Origin of the sequence: Ileibacterium valens (assembly GCF_001945525.1) — a bacterium.
In the GTDB taxonomy this organism is placed as follows: domain Bacteria; phylum Bacillota_I; class Bacilli_A; order Erysipelotrichales; family Erysipelotrichaceae; genus Ileibacterium; species Ileibacterium valens.
Map to the genome: position 1 here is coordinate 15,145 of NZ_MPJW01000135.1, position 17,869 is coordinate 33,013.

A 17,869-nucleotide genomic window follows, 5' to 3' on the forward strand; every position below is an offset into this window, starting at 1 on the left:
GTATGAACAAGAATAAGGGGTGCAGCGTGGAAGAAGTTATTAAGATTGAAGGCGGACATCTTCTGAATGGTAAAGTCAGAGTTTCCGGAAGTAAGAATGCCACCGTCGCTCTCATACCGGCTTGTGTACTGGGAAACAAACCGGTTCGAATTTATGGCGTGCCAGAAATATCCGATGTAGATGCATTAATCATTCTTCTCGAGGAACTGGGCGTTCAGGTCATTCGAGAAGCCGACGATACTTTATATATTGATCCATTAGGAATGGAAAACAGACCGATGAACAGTGAAGCCGTTCAGAAATTGCGTGCTTCCTATTATTTCATGGGCGCATTGCTTGGAAAATACGGCAGAGCCGAAATTAAAATGCCAGGAGGCTGCTTTTTGGGACCTCGGCCAATTGATCTGCATCTGAAAGGTTTTGAAGCCCTGGGTGCAAAAATTGATTATCGAGATGGCTGCTATATTATCGAAGCAGATGAACTGAAGGGAACCAGAATCTTTCTGGATATTTCGAGCGTTGGGGCAACGATCAATATTATGCTTGCGGCTGTTTATGCCAAAGGACGAACGATTATTGATAATGCGGCGCGTGAACCAGAAATTATCGATATTGCGACTTTGCTCAATAAAATGGGAGCTAAAATTCATGGAATGGGTACAAGTACTCTGGTCATTGATGGTGTCGAGCAGCTTGGAGGCTGCTTTCATGAGATTATTCCAGATCGCATTGAAGCCGCAACCTACGTATTAATGGCAGCTGCCATGGCCGAAGATATGACTATCGAGAACGTGATCCCACAGCATCTGGATGCCATTTTATCCAAGCTTTCTGAAATTGGAATTAACCTGGAAATCGGATCTGATTTCGTTCATGTCTTTGGAAATGATCCAAAGGGAGAACTCAGACCAACAGAAATTATTACCAAGCCTTATCCTGGATTTGCAACCGATGCTCAGCAGCCATTTACTCCGCTGCTGACCAGAGCCCGCGGCCAGTCCATGATTCGGGAAAATATCTATGGCGAACGCTTTAAACACATGGATGAGCTGCGAAAGATGGGCGCAAACACCTATGTCCGGGTACCGGATGGATTTGTTTATGGTCCAACTCCTTTAAAAGGAGCGAAGGTTCGTGCAACCGACCTGAGATGTGGAGCAGCATTGGTTATCGCCGCATTGATGGCAGATGGTGAAACTGAAATTCATGATATCTACCATATCGATCGTGGATATGACAATCTTGACAAAAAACTAAGAAGTCTTGGCGCAGTAATCTGGCGTGAAGAAGTTGAAGATGATCCAGATTTTAAACAAAATTAAATGATTTTACCGGCTGCTGATTTGTTGATCCTGTCAAAAGGGATCAATAAATCAGCAGCCGGTTTTATATTGTTCCAGTTCTACATGAAAATTTTTTTCATCAGGGATTTATGTAATACAATGACATTATGATTAAAGCGGCGATTCTTGAAAGAGAAAAAGAAAGCAAGGATATTATTTTTTTGCTTGGAGAATATTTCCGGGAAGTTGATTGGACCTTCCGGCATTTTTATAAAGCGAGTGAACTGGCAAAAGCAATGAAAAACGAGCAGTATCAGATTTTCGTATTTGATGAGATTTTTAAATCCCCTCGTTTAGAAAGTGTCTTTGTCCATGATAATCCAACCGCAATCTTTATTTTTGTCTGTGAAAACCCTGAAGAAATCAAGAATGGAGATACGAGGGAGAGAATCTTTTATATTTCAAAGGCGGCGATGACTGAAGATCTTGAAAAGATCCGTTCAATCATTGTTGGACTCGTCAGGCAAAAAGAAGTCTATTCCTTTACATATAACAGCATTCAGATTGATATTCCGATTGAAGATATTTTCTATATGGAAAAGATTGAGAAGAATGTCTACTTCTATACGCGTATTGGAACATTTCATCGCAGGCTGAATATGGTAAACCTTGAGGAATATTTCACCCGATACGGATTTATGCGTGTTCACGTCTCTTATATTGTAAATACGAAATATATAACTGGAATCTTTCACGATGAAGTGGAAATCAATCGGGAAAAGCGGATTCCCTTATCTCGATCCCAAAAGAAAAAGAATCAACTGAAAGTCAGAAAGAAAACGACCTGATCCAGGCGGATTGATATTTAGCGGACCTGAGAATGAGGAATTGCAAATACTCATTAGTCTATAGAATTTGGGTTTATAAAATTAACAGCTCATGAATTCATCCGCTTTGAGATTCCAGTCTTTTACAATACTTTTCGGTCATTCCGAAAAGTAGATCGGAATATTCAAAGGTATACTGAAGGTGGATAAAAAGAAATCGGTCAGTTAAAAATGCAGACTGAACGATTGCAGGAATGAAAAAGAATCTGAAGTGAGCTTTTCATTCCTTCACAGAATAAAGGCAGCAAAGAACAGCGATCCTGGGAAGTCGCTGATCCTTGCTGCCTTTTCTATGTTTCTTGTTTCAGGGATTGACTTTGGTTTTGAATTTAACGATTCAGTGAGATTTTCTGAACAGTATTGCTCAGGGAATTCTAAAGTGAATCGATTTACAGGGCCCGCAAATCGGTTTCGAGACCTGTTTTAGAGGTTGTCTTCCCATCTTTTTTCTTGATGATTCGAGCAGGCACTCCAGCTACCACTGTGTTTTCTGGAACATCTTCAGTGACAACGGCTCCAGCAGCAACCACAGCGCCTTTTTTGACTCTGACACCTTCTAAGACAACCGCATTGGCGCCAATAACTACGTCATCTTCGATGACTACAGGTGTCGCGCTGGCAGGTTCTACAACGCCGGCAAGAACAGTCCCTGCTCCGATATGGCAATTGTCCTGTACGATGGCTCTTCCTCCTAAAACGGCGTTCATATCAATCATTGAGTTTTTTCCGACAACAGCTCCGATGTTTAGAACAGCTCCCATCATAATGACGGCATTGTCCTTGATCTCGACGTGATCGCGAATGATCGCTCCGGGCTCAATTCGGGCATGAATGGCTTTTGAATCAAGAAGAGGGATGGCTGAATTTCTGGCAGCAGTTTCTAAATAATAGTCTTCGATGATCGACTCATTGGCTTTTAAGACAGGCTCAATGTCTTCCCAATCGCCAATCACCAGAGAATCAAACTGCCTGCAGTTAGGAAACTCGATGGGTGAATTTGACTTGAAATAAAGCTTAACGGGGGTTTTCTTTTTCGAATCGTGAATCAGCTGAATAATATCTTGTGCATCCATAATGGATTTGACTCCCTTCTGACTGAACGGATCAGTTTATGGTGATAATAATGAAATGAATAACTCCATCACGTCAAGAAATAAAACAGGCCCAGAGCGGGCCTGTCATTTTTTTGACTGATACCGCTTTACTTATAAAGCGGATGAATACTTCTGGTTTTGCCTAAACGGCTTTGTTTAATGCGGATTCAACCATCTGATCCATATCGTAAAGACCAGGTTTCTGATTCAGAAGATAGTTTGCGGCATTGATTGCCCCATTGACAAAGATCTGACGGTTATTGGCATTATGAGAAAGCGATAGACTTTCTTCGGATCCTTCAAAATCAACTTCGTGATAGCCAGGAATCGTTCCGCCGCGCATAGCACTGACTCCGATTTCCTTGCCGCGTTTTTTGCTTTGAGGATTTCGTCCAAAGACATGATCGAATTCGTGATCTGGATCAGCAGCTTCTAAAAGCATCAATGCGGTTCCGCTTGGGGCATCGGCTTTCTGATTGTGATGCTTTTCAAGGATTTCAATATCCCATTGATCCTTCAGAATCTTCGAAGCAATGGAAGTCAGCTTCTTTAATACGGCAATGCCAAGGGAATAGTTGGCAGTAAAGAAAACAGGAACGGCTTTTGCGGTTTCTGAAAGCAGAATTTTCTGATCCGTACTTAAAGCGGTTGTCCCTTCCACTAAAGCCACCTGGTGTTCAGCCGCCAAAGGAGCAATCCAGTTTAAATTGTCCGGATGAGAAAAATCGAAGATGACATCGGCCTGATCAATATTACCCATGATTTCTGAAGGATTCAGGACATCGCCCATACCTAAAACATCATGTCCCTGATCCTTCAGGGTTTTTGCGATCAGCTGACCCATTTTTCCAGTTCCAATAATCAGGGCTTTCATAGAAGATCAACCTTTCTTAAGGAGTCAGCCAGTCTTTGCTCATTGGCTTCACTCATTTTGTAAAGAGGAAGACGCAAATCACCAACATTGAAGCCCATCAGATTGAGAGCACTCTTGACTGGAATTGGATTGACTTCGCAAAACAGGGAGCGGACCAGATCCAGATATTTTAGCTGAAGATCCAGAGATTTCTTTGTATCGCCATTGAGGTAAGCCTGAACCATATCATGCGTTTCCTTAGGAGCCACATTGGCTAAAACGGAAATCACGCCGCTGCCGCCAAGAGAAAGCAGAGGAACGATCATATCATCATTGCCGGAATACATTTTAAATTTTTCATTCAGATAAGGAGCGATATCGGCCGCATAGGAGATGTTGCCGCTGGCTTCCTTGATTCCAGCAGCATTTGGATGCTTAGATAGGCGGCCGATGACATCAGCAGGAATATTAATACCGGTACGCCCTGGGATGTTATAGATTACACATGGAATTTCTACAGCATCCAAGGTCTGCATAAAGTGATGATACAGCCCTTCCGGATTGGCCTTGTTATAGTAGGGGGAGATAATCAATAAGCCATCTGCGCCCATTTCCTGATAATCAAGAGATTTCTGTTTCATAACCGCAGAGTTGTTGCTTCCAGTTCCAACAAGAACGAAGATCCGATCATCTGCTGCATCGAGAACAGTTTTCACCGCGATGTCGTCTTCTTCATGAGTCATTGTTGGCGTTTCCCCTGTTGTTCCTAAAACGAGGATTCCATCTGTTCCATTCTGAATATGAAATTCAACGAGTTCGCGGAGTTTTTCAGTGTTGACCTGACCATCTTCGGTAAATGGAGTAATCAGGGCTACGATCGAGCCATCTGGCAGATTTTTTTTATTGGTTTTCGACATAAGAATAAATTCCTTTCAGAATCCGAACGGCAGGTCCGGAAAGATAAACACGCTGTTCGTTGTCGACATCGATATGAAGAGTTCCTTTTTTCATTTCGATATCAATACGGGGTCTGGTCTTAGAAAGCATAAATGAGATCAGGCCACTGGCACACATTCCTGTTCCGCATGCCAGAGTCATCCCGCATCCTCTTTCATAGGTTGCGGCTTTTAATTTTTCAGGGGTAAGGACTTCTACGAAATTTACATTGGTCTGTTCAGAGAAAAGCGGGTGATGACAGATTTCCTTACCGACTTTTTCCCATTTTGGATCAAATGGATCCTCGACAAAAACAACTGTATGAATGGTCGACATATAGACGGAATACAGATTCAGGATTCCTTCTGAAGTTTCAAGTGGATATTCCCAGATGCGGGTATCGCTCTTAACTCCAATTTTGTCATTACCCCAGATGGGTTTACCCATTCCAACCAGACAGATAAAAGGATCGGCAGAAATTTCTGAGATTGTTTTCACTCCGGCTTTCGTTTCGACTTCATACATTCCGCCGTTGACCAGACCTTCATCATGACAATAAGCGGCAAAACAGCGGATTCCATTGCCGCACATATCCGCTCTTGAACCATCCTGATTGTAATAAATCATTTCTAGCGGATCCTGTTTGACAAAGATACAGCCATCGGCACCGATTCCGGTATGACGATCACAGACGGAAACAATAAAGTCAGTTCGTTTTTCATCTGTATCAAAAAGATCAAGCAAGCCGGCATCAACCATAATGAAATCATTGCCGCACCCATGATATTTACTGACTTGGATATCCATTAAATAAGCCTTTCATCAACTTCATTTTTAATCAGATCTTCCAGACTCTCCCGTCTTACGACGATTCTGGCCTGGTCATCCTTGACGAAAACAACAGGAGGAACACCTAATTTGTTATAGTGACTGGCCATTGAATAGCCGTAAGCCCCTGTGGTATAAATCGCAAGCAGATCATCTGGCATCGCTGCAGGAAGATAATCTTCCTTAACGAGGATATCCCCGCTTTCGCAGCATTTTCCTGCTACTGTGACTTTCTCTGACTTTTCTTCATCCATACGCTGTGCCAGATCACAGTTATAATCCGCATCGTATAAAGCCGGGCGGATATTATCATTCATACCGCCATCGACAAAGACATACGTCTTATTGGGAGTATGCTTCACCGATTCAACACGATAGAGCGTACAGGCTGCATTGGCGGTGATGCTTCGTCCAGGTTCAATCCACAGATTTTTTAGATGCAGTGAATTTTCTTTCTGCGCCTGATGGATGCTTTCAAGAATCGTGTTGCAGACCAGATCAATGGGAATTGGCTGATCGTCCGGAGTATACCAGGCTGCAAAACCTCCGCCTAAATCCAATGTTCTGACTTTCATGCTGCTGCACTTTTTGAATTCGACGATAAATTTACACATGACATCAATTTCAGCTTTAAAGGCTTCCGGATCAAAGATCTGAGAACCAATGTGAGCATGAAACCCATCAAAGTGAACAGGGAAATCATCCTGATTGAAAAGCTCACTGATCTGCAAAATGGTATCCAGATCAGAGCAGAGAACGCCAAACTTGGAATCGACATGAGCAGTCACAATATAGGCATGCGTATGGGCTTCTACTCCGGGATTAACACGAAGCAGGACGGATATAGATAAGTCTTTATCCAGGCTGCCTTCCTCAAGCATGGTTTCTGTCAGTCTTTTCAGTTTTCTGGCTTCGTGAAGATTGTCCAGAACGATGGTTCCAACATGGTTTTCAAGGGCCATGACGAGTTCAGAAGTACTTTTTGCATTTCCATGGAATACGACCTTATCCATTGGGAAGTCTGCCTGAATGGCCGTATAAAGTTCACCGGCACTGACAACATCTAAGCCCAATCCAGCCTGTCTGACGAGTTCTAACATCGCGATGGTGTTAAATGCTTTGGAAGCATACAGCACACGGGTGGACAGTCCTCCGGTAGAATCCTTGAAATTGGAAGTGAATTCTTCCATGTTTTTTAACAGCTGATTTTCCGAATAGACATAAACCGGAGTCCCAGCTTTCCTGGCAATTTCTGCAGCTGGAATCTTTTCGATAAACAGCTGTGAATCCTTCAGGGAATAACCCTGATAATTCAGAGCTTTGTTTTCTGATCCTTTCATAAATGGGATCCTTTCTTAATGGAATTTCTTTTTCTTCATTGAATTTCTGTTTTTTTATTTCTTTTGAATCTCAGTCTGATAGAAGCTTTTATATCTCATCTATTTCTGCAGACCTCAGAACAAAGAAAAAGCCGTCCAAATAAATGGCCGGCGGGCAATTGGGAAATGATTTTCCTGATAGCCCTCCTGCACGTTATCTGCAGACAGTCCGACATATTTTCTATGTCGGCCCACCATCACGATCATGCCTGATCGGACAGTTCGGCGATGTCGCTCGATTTAAACCTCAGACGCCTGCCGGCTTGGTTCAAATCAGTCTCTACCGCAACCTCTATCTTGGCAAATCTTAGCACTCCCTAATTTCTTTTACAACAATGGAAAACTTTACAGAAAAAGTTTTGAAAATTCCCGGTAATATTGATCAAATTCATGCATAATAGTCGCAATTGATCTTTATCGATCCGTTTGAAACGATCTGTTAGCCTTATGTCAATTTATTAAAGTCAGCAGAGTCAAACAAGATATTTCGGATCAATGAGATGTTTAAAAGGATTATCCAGGAGAAAAAAATTTATGCTTGCTAAACAGAAAGATATAACCGATCATCAGGAACTTGAAACCATCAGGCGCCGCAGACGAGAGCTTCATCAGATTCCGGAACAGGCACTCGACCTGCCAAAAACAGCGGCCTATCTCAAAAATGAATTAAAAAACACCAGTGCAGAAATTATCGAGCTCGATCAGGCTGGCAGCAGCTTTCTGGCTTATTTTGATGCCGGAAAACCGGAAACCATCGCATTTCGGGCTGATATGGATGCTCTTCCGGTATTCGAAGAAACCGGAGTGGAATTTAAGAGTCTTCATGAAGGAAAAATGCATGCCTGTGGTCATGATGGACATATGAGTATGCTTTTAGGTCTGGCTGATCGTATTGAACGAAGAAAAGATGAATTAAAATCAAATATCCTTTTAATCTTTCAGGCAGGAGAAGAGACACCGGGAGGGGCCAGACTGATCTGTGATCAGAATGTCTTTGAAAAATATAATGTTCAGTCTGTTTTTGGTTCACATTTATGGCCGATGATTGAAGCGGGAAGCATCGGAGTCAGACCCATTGAAATGATGGCCAGAAGCTGCGAGATTCGGGTCTATATCCATGGAAAAAGCGCTCATGCCGCCAGATATCAGGAGGGAATAGATACGCTCGAAGCTGGATGCCGGTTTATTCTTGAATCCATTGCCCTAGAAAAGGGAATCGATGAAAAGCAATTTCGAATTCTTCGTTTTGGAAAGATGGAAGCTGGAACGGTCATGAATGCCGTAGCAGCAGAATGCTATATGGAAGGAACGATGAGAACCTTCCTTGATCCGGTTTTTGATGAGCTGCAATCCGGTCTGATCCAAATTAAGGACAAACTGGAAGAGCAGATGGGAGTTCGGATTGATATAGATTTTTCAAGCGGATATCCGGCTGTGATCAATGATGAAATCCTGACAGAAGAAATCCTTGAAAGAAATCCAGCAATCATTCGTTTAGAAAAACCGGAAATGATTTCAGAAGATTTTTCATTCTATCAAAAGAAAGTTCCAGGAGTTTTCTTTTTTGTCGGAACCGGAACCGGAATCCCACTGCATTCAAGTCACTTCAACTTTGATGAAGAGATTTTAAAGTCCGGGATCGATCTGTATGAAGATTTAGCGTTTCATCCATTAAAACATGCTTTGAATAAAAACAGAGGCTGAGAGCTGATCTTCAGATCTGAACCAGAGAACTGAACTATAGTCTATATCAGATTATTTGTTTATAAACGAATAAAAGCGATCCAGAAGTATAAAAACTGGATCGCTTTTGTTTTAGCGAATATCAATAACATTAGATGTCAGATCTACTGATTGCTGAATTTCTGAACTTCTGAACTCATGCATTCTCTGAAGATATTTTCTCTAGAGGTATTTTTTGGTTTCAAAAGACTGTATCAGCATGAAGATGCCTTCGACGATTAAAAAGATTCCGCCGATTTTCAGAAGATTTTTTACAGCTCCCATTGGATTAAAGATCAAAAATGCCCCTCCGATCATTAACACGATCGCAAACAGAGTGTTAAATCCCCATCCGGTAAATCGGGCATCTTTGAGAATCATTGAACGCTGAATCTGAAGAATGCCGTTGATCAGCATGATCACTCCAACCACAATCGGGAAAAAGGAAATCAGCCAGGTTGGACGGGCCAGCAGGATCAGACCTCCGATAATGCATGGAATACCATATAGGATTGCCGCAGAGCTGTTTAAAGTCCGATGGGCAAAATACAGATAAGCCTGATATATACCATAAATCAAAAAGCAGGCTCCGATGACTCTGACCAGATTGATCAGAACCCCAGCTGAAAAGAAGCACATAAAAATTCCGCCCAGGATATATAACAAAGCAAGCGAGGCGGTCTGCTTTGTCGTTTGCTGCAGATAAGATTTCATATTCATTTCTCCTTCGCCATAAGGCAATTGATGATTTCTTTCACCTTTATTATCGGATAAGAATGGAAAGTTTTTCATTCCGTTGACCACAGTCATTAAACTGTAAGGAATTGCAAGGCAAGATCAATTCAAAAAGGACTGTTTATAGACCGTACCGATCCTTTTGCAGGATGAAAGCGTCTTGAAAAAGATCAAAAAACAGACTAAAAACATTCAAACGATAGAGAAGAAACGATTTAATCTGTGTTATGATCAAATGGAAATTGTTAAATTTACAACTCGATAATTACCGGATTTGAGGAAGGAAACCGATTATGAAATTGCTTGCATCCGATTATGACGGAACTCTAAAATTTGGAGAAACGCTTGACGAAAGCGATCTCAGTGCGATACGCCGCTGGAAAGAGGAAGGAAACCTGTTTGCCATTGTCACAGGTCGTTCCAAGAATTCTATTTTTAATGAAGCGGCTGCTCATGATATTCCAGTCGATTATTTTGTAACGAATAATGGCGGAATGATTTTTGACTCGAATGGGAACCGACTGATGACCTCACAGCTTGATACCCTTTGCGCAGTTGACCTGATGTTTGTTGCTCATGAAACTCCAGATGTGGTCAGCTATATGGTCAATAATGGATTTGAACGTCATAAAATTGAAGTTCATCCGCATCTGGAAGATCATCGCTATCCACATATCAATCCGGATTGGACTGAAGAGCAGATCATGGACAGTGGGCAGTTTGGACAGATCGTTTTTTCTATGAGAGATCCTCAGGCTGCCATTGAATTTGCAGATTCGATTAATCAGTATTTTGGACACCAGGTAACGGCTTATGCCAACAATTATTGTGTAGATGTCTGCCCGCATGGTGTATCAAAAGCCACTGGACTTGAATTTGTCACTGAGTTTGCCAATGTGCCGGAAATGGATGTTTACTGCATGGGCGATTCCTATAATGATGTTCCAATGCTTGCCGGATGCTTTAATTCCGCAGCTTCCGCTCTGGCTCCTGCAGAAGTTCAGGAAAACGGACGCTGGGTTTATCCAACTCTTGGGGATTTCATTACGGCCATTGAATCGGAAAGTATCTAAAACCGATTAAACCCGTCATAGACCATACTGATTCTGAATATTTTCAACTGAATCGATCAAATCGATTCAAAACAGGAGAACCGTCATAAAACGTCGGTTCTCCTGTTTTTGATTTACCATATTTTCGAAAGCGAGCCTTTTTATCCATTAAACTTAAAACTGGAAACTTCTGAACGAACTTTCGCAAAACTAAAAGCAAAACAAAATAGGATATGAACTCGGCACGTGTCTGCCAATATTTCATAATAAACCTGTAAAATCAGGTTTATAGATAAGATTTCGATAAGACATTGTTGATGATTCATGAATATGAAGAAAGGAAGTATGTTATGAATTTTGGATGGTCGGAATTCAGTCTGCTCATCAGATTGATTCTGGATATTCTATGTGTCTGGGCATTGGTCTATGCCGGAATTCGAATTATTCGAAATAACAATCGAACGATTCAGATCGTAAAGGGAATTCTTGCCCTGTTTATCCTGCGTCTGGTCGCCATGTGGCTGGATTTAAAATCGGTGAACTATCTGCTGGATACGTTCTTAAACTGGAGTGTCATGCTGATCTTGATTGTACTGCAGCCTGAAATTCGTTCCATGTTAGAAAAAATGGGAAAGACCAATACGATCTTTTCTTCGAACATTCCTGCGGCAAAAATCAACACTATGATTAATGAACTCGTAAAGGCAGTCAGTGATATGTCCAAATCAAAGACAGGTGCGCTGATCAGCATTCAGATGGCGCAGGATATGACTGATTATTCGGACACGGGAATTAAGACGGATTCGGATGTCACCTCTGAATTACTGGAGACAATATTTCAGTATGGAACGCCAATGCATGATGGTGCAGCCATTATTAAAGGGGATAAACTTGCAGCAGCAGCAGCCTATTTTCCAAGTACTAGCCGGGATCTGCCAAGTAAATACGGAGCCAGACATCGAGCAGCTGTTGGTATTTCTGAAGTGACCGATTCGATTACTCTAGTCGTCAGTGAAGAGACTGGCAATATTTCAATCGCCCAGCGCGGAACGCTCACTCAGACCAATCCGGAAGCCCTGCGCCGGTTCTTAACCAATAAATTGATTCCCGACGTAGCCGATGCTCCGCAAAGCGTCCTATCCCCAGTGATCAATACCGCACGAAATATTTCCAGTAATTTTACCCGGGGAAGACAAAATGCGAAAAATCATGATGATCGTGTCAAGGCCATTGAAATTGTCGACTTAAGAAGCAATGAAGAGGCTCAACCGCAAAAGGAGCAGACGAAAGGAGGCACCACCAATGGAAAATAAGGACCATATCGAACAGAAGACGAATAAGGACTCCTGGTTTTCTGATCTTGGACACGATTTTTTACAGATAGCCAAAAGCCTTGGAAATCGGGTTTCCAAGCTTTTCGATAAAGTGATTTACAATCAGCGGGCTTCCTTAATCGTCTCTGGCGTTTTTGCCTTAATCTTCTGTGTTTCACTCAGCTTTGATGAATTACGCCTGACTCTTTTTTCACAGGATAAAACCACTCTTTTACTGAACAGTGTGCCCGTAGAGGCAACTTATGATGAAAGTACCTATGAAATTACCGGGCTGCCAACCACCGCAAACATGGAAGTTGAAGGAGATCCTGCGGATCTGCAGCTGGTTCGAACTCAGAATTCAGCCAGTGTTCAGGCTGACCTGACCAATGTTCAGGAAGGAAGCAACAGTGTGGTCTTAAAAGCTTCAGGACTGCCATCTGGTGTCAGCGCAGTCGTTGATCCGGAAAGTGCTGAAATTAACGTGCTGAAAAAATATTCCCGAACTTTCTTTGTGACCCCAGAACTGATCGTTGGAGATAACCAGACAGAAAGTCAGTTTGAAACCCCACAACTCTCTGCAAAGAGCGTATCGATCAAAGCCACCAAAGATAAGCTGAATTCAATCCGCAGTGTAAAAGCGATTGTCGATACGGCCGGTCATGATTCAGATTTCAGTGCAAATGCCATTTTAGTGGCTTATGACTCCAATGGACGGCAAGTCAATGTCACCATCAATCCACCGACAATCAATGCTTCCGTCAAGGTTAAAAACGAACCGAATCATGGATAGACACTCCCAGGCTTTCCAATGAAAACGGATTTTCGAATGACGAACTTTCAAAGTATGGTTGAAAGATTAAAATCAATCCACCATACTTGACTTTGGAAGTTATAAAAAACAAACTTCATCCTCATTATTTCGGAATTTCATAACCCTGATTGAAATATCCTGAAGATCAGGTATGAAAACAGTGAAAATTGACGGAAGTGAGGTTTGCTCAACAAAAGAAATCATTCATCTGAGTATCACAAGCGAAAGGAACGATGAAATTATGGGAAAATATTTTGGAACTGATGGTGTGCGCGGCCGCGCCAATGAAGAACTGACAATGGAAATGGCGATTCGAATTGGTCAGTATCTTGGATGGTATTACTCGCAGAATAAAAAGCACGCCAGAATTCTGATTGGAAAGGATACCCGCCTTTCCGGAGATATGTTTGAACTTGCTTTAGCCGCTGGGGCAACCAGCACCGGAGCCAATTGCTTCCTGCTTGGCGTCTGCCCAACTCCAGCCATTTCTTATCTGGTAAACAAGGAAAAATTTGATTGCGGAATCATGGTCTCTGCGTCACACAATCCATATTACGACAATGGAATTAAAATCTTCAACCATGAAGGAATCAAAATGGAAGAAGAGCTTCTATTGCAGATTGAAGATTATATGGATGGAAAAACTGAACTGCCTTTAGCAACCGGCGACAAGGTCGGAGAATATGTCAGCTGGGAAGATGGAATGGAAATTTATATTTCCTGGCTTAAGGAAATCGTACCAGTTGATCTTTCAGGAATGAAAATCGCTGTCGATCTGGCAAATGGATCAGCAGTCAGCTCTGCCGTTGAAACATTAACTGCTTTAGGAGCAACGGTTGAGGCCATTAATAATTCACCAAACGGCATCAATATCAACCTGAAAGCAGGAAGCACTCATCCGGAAGGACTTCAGCGTTTCGTCACTGAAAATGAATGCGATCTGGGTCTGGCTTTTGATGGCGATGCGGACCGTCTGATTGCGGTGAACTCGGATGGAGATCTTGTCGATGGAGACTTCATTCTTTATATCCTTGGACGTCATCTCAAGAACGTAAACCGCCTGAACAAGAATATGGTCGTTACGACAGTTATGGCTAACCTTGGTTTATATAAGGCCCTTGATCAGTCGAAAATTGATTACATCCAGACGGATGTCGGAGATAAGTATGTTCTTGAAGAAATGCAGAAGAATAATTACTATCTCGGCGGTGAACAGAGCGGACATATCATTTTCTATGAAAATGCGGTAACTGGTGATGGACTGCTGACCGGTCTGAAACTGCTTGAATGCATGAAGGATACCAATAAGTCGGTTCAGGAACTTTCTGAAGGTCTGTTCATTTATCCGCAGCTGCTCAAGAACGTCAGAGTAAAAGATAAGAATATCGTACTGCATGATGAGGATATTCAAAACGAAATTGATGCAGTAGCAGCTGATCTGGGTGAAGATGGAAGAATTCTCGTTCGTCCAAGCGGAACCGAACCCCTGATCCGCGTTATGGTAGAAGCAAGAACTGATGAAATCTGCGAGGAATGCGTAGACCGCGTCTGCTCTCTGATTAACGAAAAAGGATATGCGGCCGATTAGGACCGCGAAAGGAGTTATTTATGAAACGTGTGATCAATGTTGTTGAAGACGAGAAGGATCTCAATAATCTGGTCGCCCAGTACCTGAAAAAAGAAGGTTACGAAGTTAATTCTTACTATACCTACGAAGAAGCCAGCTCTCATACCGGAGATGACGATGTCCATCTGTGGATTCTCGATATCATGCTTGATGACAAGTCCGGATTTGATCTGCTCGAAGAAATCCGTCTGCAGGATCCGGAAACCCCAATTATTTTCATGTCGGCCCGTGATAAAGAATTTGATCGAATCATCGGACTTGAAAAAGGCTGTGATGATTACATCACAAAACCATTCTCGCCAAAGGAAATGGTTCTGCGCGTAAACAACATCATCAAACGGGCCTACCGCGATACAAATAATCGAATTTCCATTGATGGCTATGAACTCGATGAAGAACAGCGCAAGGTTTACGCTGAAAATGAAGAAATTGAACTGACCACAAAAGAATTTGATCTGCTGATGATGTTTATCAAAAACAAGGGAATTGCATTCTCAAGGGATAAGATTCTTGAAAATGTCTGGGATGAAAACTATTTTGGCAGTGATCGAGTTGTGGATGATACCCTGCGCCGTTTAAGAAAGAAGCTTCCTAACCTGAATATTCATACCATCTATGGTTATGGATATCGTCTGGGATAGAAGTAAGGCATGAAAAATTTCTTTTCGGGAAATTTTAGAAAACTCTCATTGACCCAGCAGGTTCTTTCCCTGATCCTGCTGATGGTCATCTTTTTGAGTATATTTTTTGTCTTCTTTCTTTCCGATAATATGTCGGCTACCATCTCCAAACAGATTTATTCGATGATGTCCTATTCTCAGCAGCCAGTCGTCAGAGCTCTTGAGACAGGCAGGGAAAATACTTTTGATTCGGAATTTTTCGAATATCTAGCGACGGATCCGTATCAGGAAACCGGCGTTGTCATGAAAACAAGAGATTACATGATTACACGTTCTCTTGAAGACTATCCGGCAAGTTATGAAGAATATGTAGAAAAGCAGGCATTCAAACTGCTCGATAATCCACTTCCGGTTGTCTCGCAGAATAAGACGCGGGTCGCTGGTGCGGACCTCTATTATCGGCTGCAAAAAATAGAAACACCTTTTGGACCTGCGGTGATCTTCACCTACATGGATGGAGAATACGCCAATGAACTCAGAACCTCCTTAATGGATGGAACGATGTATGCGACTGTGCTTGCGTTCTTTTTGATTCTGATGATTTTTGTGTTCTGGGTTTTCTCGATCATTCATCCTTTAAACCAGATCAGAGCCTACATCACTCAGATCAAGCAGGGCAAGGATGTTGAGCTCTATATCAATCGCGATGATGAAATTGGAGAAGTAGCCAAGGAACTAAGAACATTGACTACTGAGCTTGCAAAACAGGAAAAATCCAAAGAAGAAATGATTCATAACATTTCACATGATTTAAAGACACCAATTGCTACGATCAAATCCTATTCCGAATCCATTAAGGATGGAATCTATCCATATGGAGATCTTGAAAGCAGTGTTGATGTCATTCTGAATAATGCTCAGCGTCTGGAAGATAAGGTTCACTCTCTTCTTTACATGAATCGAATTGAGTATTTAGTCAGCTCGGATGCAGAAGGGGTAGTAACCAATATGAAGGATGTCATCAATGATGTTGTTCTGAATTCGGTTGTCATCAAACCGGAAATTGAAATCATCACAGATATCGAAGAAGTCTTCTTTGATGGTCTGTTTGAAAGCTGGAGAGTCTGTGTTGAAAACATCATGCAGAATGCCTTCCGCTATGCCAAAAGCTATATCCGGATCACGGTTCGTGAAAATGAACTGATGATCGCAAACGACGGACCGAAAATGCCTGAAGATCGAATTGAAGCCCTGTTCAAACCGTATGTGAAAGGTGAGGGCGGAAAATTTGGACTCGGACTATCCATTGTCTCTAAAGTGGTGAATGCCAACCACTACAAGGTAGAAGGCTTGAATACAGAGGATGGAGTCTGCTTCAGAATTTATCGGGACGTACCAAAACCAAAGAGTGGTAAGTTTTCCATGAACAATAACCGCTCTTCAAGAGGAAAAAAACAATGAAATTAGGAACGATTGGCTCGGGCGCTATTGTCGATAACATGTTTCATGCCATCAAGGATATCGATGGAATTGAAGTTGAAGCTGTTTATTCACGAAATCTCGACAAGGCCAAAGAGTTTGCTGCAAAACATCAGGTAAAGAAGTATTACGACAATCTCGATGATCTGTTCGCGGATGATTCGATCGATACCATTTATATCGCTACGCCAAATACGCTTCATTATCCTCAGGCAAAAAAAGCGCTTGAAGCCGGAAAGAATGTAGTTCTTGAAAAACCTTTTACAACGACATTAGAACAGGCTAAGGATTTATTTGAAACGGCTGAAGATAACGGGGTAATGATTTTTGAAGCAATTACCAACATCCACACACCAAACTTTGGACTTTTAAAGGATAATCTTGAAATGGCTGGTCCATTGAAGAATGTGATGCTTAACTTCTCGCAGTATTCTTCAAGGTACGATCGCTATCGTAAAAAGGAAATTTCGAATGCCTTCAATCCTGAGTTTGATGGCGGAGCTTTAACTGATATCAATATTTACAATATTCATCTGGCAAATGGCCTTTTTGGAAAACCGGAACATATTACTTACTATCCAAATCTTGGCTTTAATGGAGTGGATACATCTGGGATCCTGATCATGGAATATCCAGACTTTACGGTCACTGCAATTGGAGCCAAGGACTGCTCTGCAGATTATGAATTCCTGCTTGAAGGAGAAGATGGAACATTCAAGATCTCCAAGGCAAGCTCTGGTGTGATGGCTCAGGTCGACTTTATCCCAGTTAAAAAGGATAAAGATGATGAAGACATTCGCATCTCCATTGAACAGGGTCCGCATATGTCCTATGAATTCATGGACTTTCTGGTTGCCTTAAACGAAAACGATCAGGAAATGTATCAGAAATACAAAAAAGAAACTCTTGATGCCATGGAAATGCTCATGGAGGCCAAGAAATTCCGTGATAAAAAAGCTGCAGCTCGTCTGAACGCCTAGAAAATCGAGTCACTAACAAAATTCCAGATCTGGAAGCAGTAAATATGCGGCTTGATCAGTCGGTTGATGGAATTAAACGTACACAATAAATGCGATTGCAAAAGGGGCTGTTAAATTTCTGACAGTCCAAAAATAAAAAGAGGCACCTGATCCGTAATGGATGAGGTGCCTTTTTTGGTAAAATATGTTCATGCTCAATAAACAAAATTACCAAACACACTATAACTCGATTCAGGGCCGTTTGCCACTGCTCCATTCTCTCTTCCC

At 42.0% G+C, this 17,869-nt stretch carries 16 protein-coding genes and 1 riboswitch; of the genes, 10 read left to right on the forward strand and 6 right to left on the reverse strand.

Annotated elements, in window-relative coordinates:
• The first annotated feature begins 26 nt into the window (after window positions 1-26).
• Both BO222_RS06720 and BO222_RS06725 read left to right on the forward strand, forming a co-directional pair.
• Window positions 27-1,322, forward strand: coding sequence for a UDP-N-acetylglucosamine 1-carboxyvinyltransferase (locus BO222_RS06720; protein ID WP_075819577.1), 1,296 nt, complete (start codon window positions 27-29; stop codon window positions 1,320-1,322).
• Between the two features lie 128 nt (window positions 1,323-1,450).
• Window positions 1,451-2,131, forward strand: a complete 681-nt coding sequence (locus tag BO222_RS06725) for a LytR/AlgR family response regulator transcription factor (protein WP_075819535.1) — start codon at window positions 1,451-1,453, stop codon at window positions 2,129-2,131.
• A gap of 428 nt (window positions 2,132-2,559) precedes the next feature.
• On the opposite strand, the gene dapD is transcribed toward BO222_RS06725, so the two are convergent.
• The 5 genes from dapD to lysA all read right to left on the reverse strand — a co-directional run bounded on the left by dapD (window position 2,560) and on the right by lysA (window position 7,221).
• Window positions 2,560-3,243 (reverse strand): 2,3,4,5-tetrahydropyridine-2,6-dicarboxylate N-acetyltransferase, encoded by a 684-nt coding sequence (gene dapD / locus BO222_RS06730; RefSeq protein WP_075819538.1) that lies wholly within the window; start codon window positions 3,241-3,243, stop codon window positions 2,560-2,562.
• Window positions 3,244-3,406: 163 nt separating this feature from the next.
• A complete protein-coding gene (dapB, locus tag BO222_RS06735; RefSeq protein ID WP_075819541.1) occupies window positions 3,407-4,138 on the reverse strand; it encodes a 4-hydroxy-tetrahydrodipicolinate reductase in 732 nt (243 codons plus the stop codon).
• Entirely contained in the window at window positions 4,135-5,034 is a 900-nt protein-coding gene (dapA, locus tag BO222_RS06740) for a 4-hydroxy-tetrahydrodipicolinate synthase (RefSeq protein WP_075819543.1), read from the reverse strand. The genes dapB and dapA overlap by 4 nt, the downstream gene beginning before the upstream one ends.
• Window positions 5,018-5,860 carry a diaminopimelate epimerase gene (dapF, locus tag BO222_RS06745; RefSeq protein WP_083647715.1) on the reverse strand — a complete coding sequence of 281 codons (843 nt, stop codon included), beginning with the start codon at window positions 5,858-5,860 and terminating at the stop codon, window positions 5,018-5,020. The genes dapA and dapF overlap by 17 nt, the downstream gene beginning before the upstream one ends.
• Window positions 5,860-7,221, reverse strand: a complete 1,362-nt coding sequence (lysA, locus tag BO222_RS06750) for a diaminopimelate decarboxylase (protein ID WP_075819545.1) — start codon at window positions 7,219-7,221, stop codon at window positions 5,860-5,862. Before lysA ends, dapF begins: the two co-directional genes overlap by 1 nt.
• A 170-nt stretch (window positions 7,222-7,391) precedes the next feature.
• A riboswitch (Lysine riboswitch) is annotated at window positions 7,392-7,563 on the reverse strand.
• A gap of 231 nt (window positions 7,564-7,794) precedes the next feature.
• On the opposite strand from lysA, the gene BO222_RS06760 reads away from it, so the two are divergent.
• Window positions 7,795-8,964, forward strand: coding sequence for a M20 metallopeptidase family protein (locus BO222_RS06760; RefSeq protein ID WP_075819551.1), 1,170 nt, complete (start codon window positions 7,795-7,797; stop codon window positions 8,962-8,964).
• 201 nt (window positions 8,965-9,165) lie between these two features.
• Here BO222_RS06760 and BO222_RS06765 read toward each other — a convergent pair whose 3' ends face one another.
• Complete coding sequence (locus tag BO222_RS06765) at window positions 9,166-9,696, reverse strand: HdeD family acid-resistance protein (RefSeq protein ID WP_158024570.1); 531 nt, start codon at window positions 9,694-9,696, stop codon at window positions 9,166-9,168.
• A gap of 314 nt (window positions 9,697-10,010) precedes the next feature.
• On the opposite strand from BO222_RS06765, the gene BO222_RS06770 reads away from it, so the two are divergent.
• The 7 genes from BO222_RS06770 to BO222_RS06805 all read left to right on the forward strand — a co-directional run bounded on the left by BO222_RS06770 (window position 10,011) and on the right by BO222_RS06805 (window position 17,602).
• The gene (locus tag BO222_RS06770; RefSeq protein WP_075819555.1) at window positions 10,011-10,790 is read left to right on the forward strand and encodes an HAD family hydrolase; all 780 of its coding nucleotides are present in this window, start codon (window positions 10,011-10,013) and stop codon (window positions 10,788-10,790) included.
• Between the two features lie 329 nt (window positions 10,791-11,119).
• Entirely contained in the window at window positions 11,120-12,082 is a 963-nt protein-coding gene (gene cdaA / locus BO222_RS06780; protein ID WP_075819559.1) for a diadenylate cyclase CdaA, read from the forward strand.
• The gene (locus BO222_RS06785; RefSeq protein ID WP_075819561.1) at window positions 12,072-12,875 is read left to right on the forward strand and encodes a CdaR family protein; all 804 of its coding nucleotides are present in this window, start codon (window positions 12,072-12,074) and stop codon (window positions 12,873-12,875) included. Before cdaA ends, BO222_RS06785 begins: the two co-directional genes overlap by 11 nt.
• Window positions 12,876-13,137: 262 nt before the next feature.
• Window positions 13,138-14,484: a phosphoglucosamine mutase gene (gene glmM, locus BO222_RS06790; RefSeq protein ID WP_075819581.1), complete on the forward strand. Its 1,347-nt coding sequence runs from the start codon at window positions 13,138-13,140 to the stop codon at window positions 14,482-14,484.
• Between the two features lie 20 nt (window positions 14,485-14,504).
• Window positions 14,505-15,164: a response regulator transcription factor gene (locus tag BO222_RS06795; protein WP_075819563.1), complete on the forward strand. Its 660-nt coding sequence runs from the start codon at window positions 14,505-14,507 to the stop codon at window positions 15,162-15,164.
• Window positions 15,165-15,173: 9 nt separating this feature from the next.
• Window positions 15,174-16,604 (forward strand): HAMP domain-containing sensor histidine kinase, encoded by a 1,431-nt coding sequence (locus BO222_RS06800; RefSeq protein ID WP_075819565.1) that lies wholly within the window; start codon window positions 15,174-15,176, stop codon window positions 16,602-16,604.
• Window positions 16,601-17,602 (forward strand): Gfo/Idh/MocA family protein, encoded by a 1,002-nt coding sequence (locus tag BO222_RS06805; RefSeq protein ID WP_075819567.1) that lies wholly within the window; start codon window positions 16,601-16,603, stop codon window positions 17,600-17,602. Before BO222_RS06800 ends, BO222_RS06805 begins: the two co-directional genes overlap by 4 nt.
• Window positions 17,603-17,869 lie beyond the last annotated feature (267 nt).

Excerpts from the sequence above, each read along its gene's own strand:
- BO222_RS06795 (WP_075819563.1), top strand. The coding sequence starts at position 14,505 with ATGAAACGTGTGATCAATGTTGTTGAAGACGAGAAGGATCTCAATAAT.
- dapF (WP_083647715.1), bottom strand. The coding sequence starts at position 5,860 with ATGGATATCCAAGTCAGTAAATATCATGGGTGCGGCAATGATTTCATT.
- BO222_RS06765 (WP_158024570.1), bottom strand. The coding sequence starts at position 9,696 with ATGAAATCTTATCTGCAGCAAACGACAAAGCAGACCGCCTCGCTTGCT.
- BO222_RS06725 (WP_075819535.1), top strand. The coding sequence starts at position 1,451 with ATGATTAAAGCGGCGATTCTTGAAAGAGAAAAAGAAAGCAAGGATATT.
- BO222_RS06770 (WP_075819555.1), top strand. The coding sequence starts at position 10,011 with ATGAAATTGCTTGCATCCGATTATGACGGAACTCTAAAATTTGGAGAA.
- BO222_RS06800 (WP_075819565.1), top strand. The coding sequence starts at position 15,174 with ATGAAAAATTTCTTTTCGGGAAATTTTAGAAAACTCTCATTGACCCAG.
- BO222_RS06805 (WP_075819567.1), top strand. The coding sequence starts at position 16,601 with ATGAAATTAGGAACGATTGGCTCGGGCGCTATTGTCGATAACATGTTT.
- dapB (WP_075819541.1), bottom strand. The coding sequence starts at position 4,138 with ATGAAAGCCCTGATTATTGGAACTGGAAAAATGGGTCAGCTGATCGCA.
- glmM (WP_075819581.1), top strand. The coding sequence starts at position 13,138 with ATGGGAAAATATTTTGGAACTGATGGTGTGCGCGGCCGCGCCAATGAA.
- dapD (WP_075819538.1), bottom strand. The coding sequence starts at position 3,243 with ATGGATGCACAAGATATTATTCAGCTGATTCACGATTCGAAAAAGAAA.
- lysA (WP_075819545.1), bottom strand. The coding sequence starts at position 7,221 with ATGAAAGGATCAGAAAACAAAGCTCTGAATTATCAGGGTTATTCCCTG.
- BO222_RS06760 (WP_075819551.1), top strand. The coding sequence starts at position 7,795 with ATGCTTGCTAAACAGAAAGATATAACCGATCATCAGGAACTTGAAACC.
- cdaA (WP_075819559.1), top strand. The coding sequence starts at position 11,120 with ATGAATTTTGGATGGTCGGAATTCAGTCTGCTCATCAGATTGATTCTG.
- BO222_RS06785 (WP_075819561.1), top strand. The coding sequence starts at position 12,072 with ATGGAAAATAAGGACCATATCGAACAGAAGACGAATAAGGACTCCTGG.
- dapA (WP_075819543.1), bottom strand. The coding sequence starts at position 5,034 with ATGTCGAAAACCAATAAAAAAAATCTGCCAGATGGCTCGATCGTAGCC.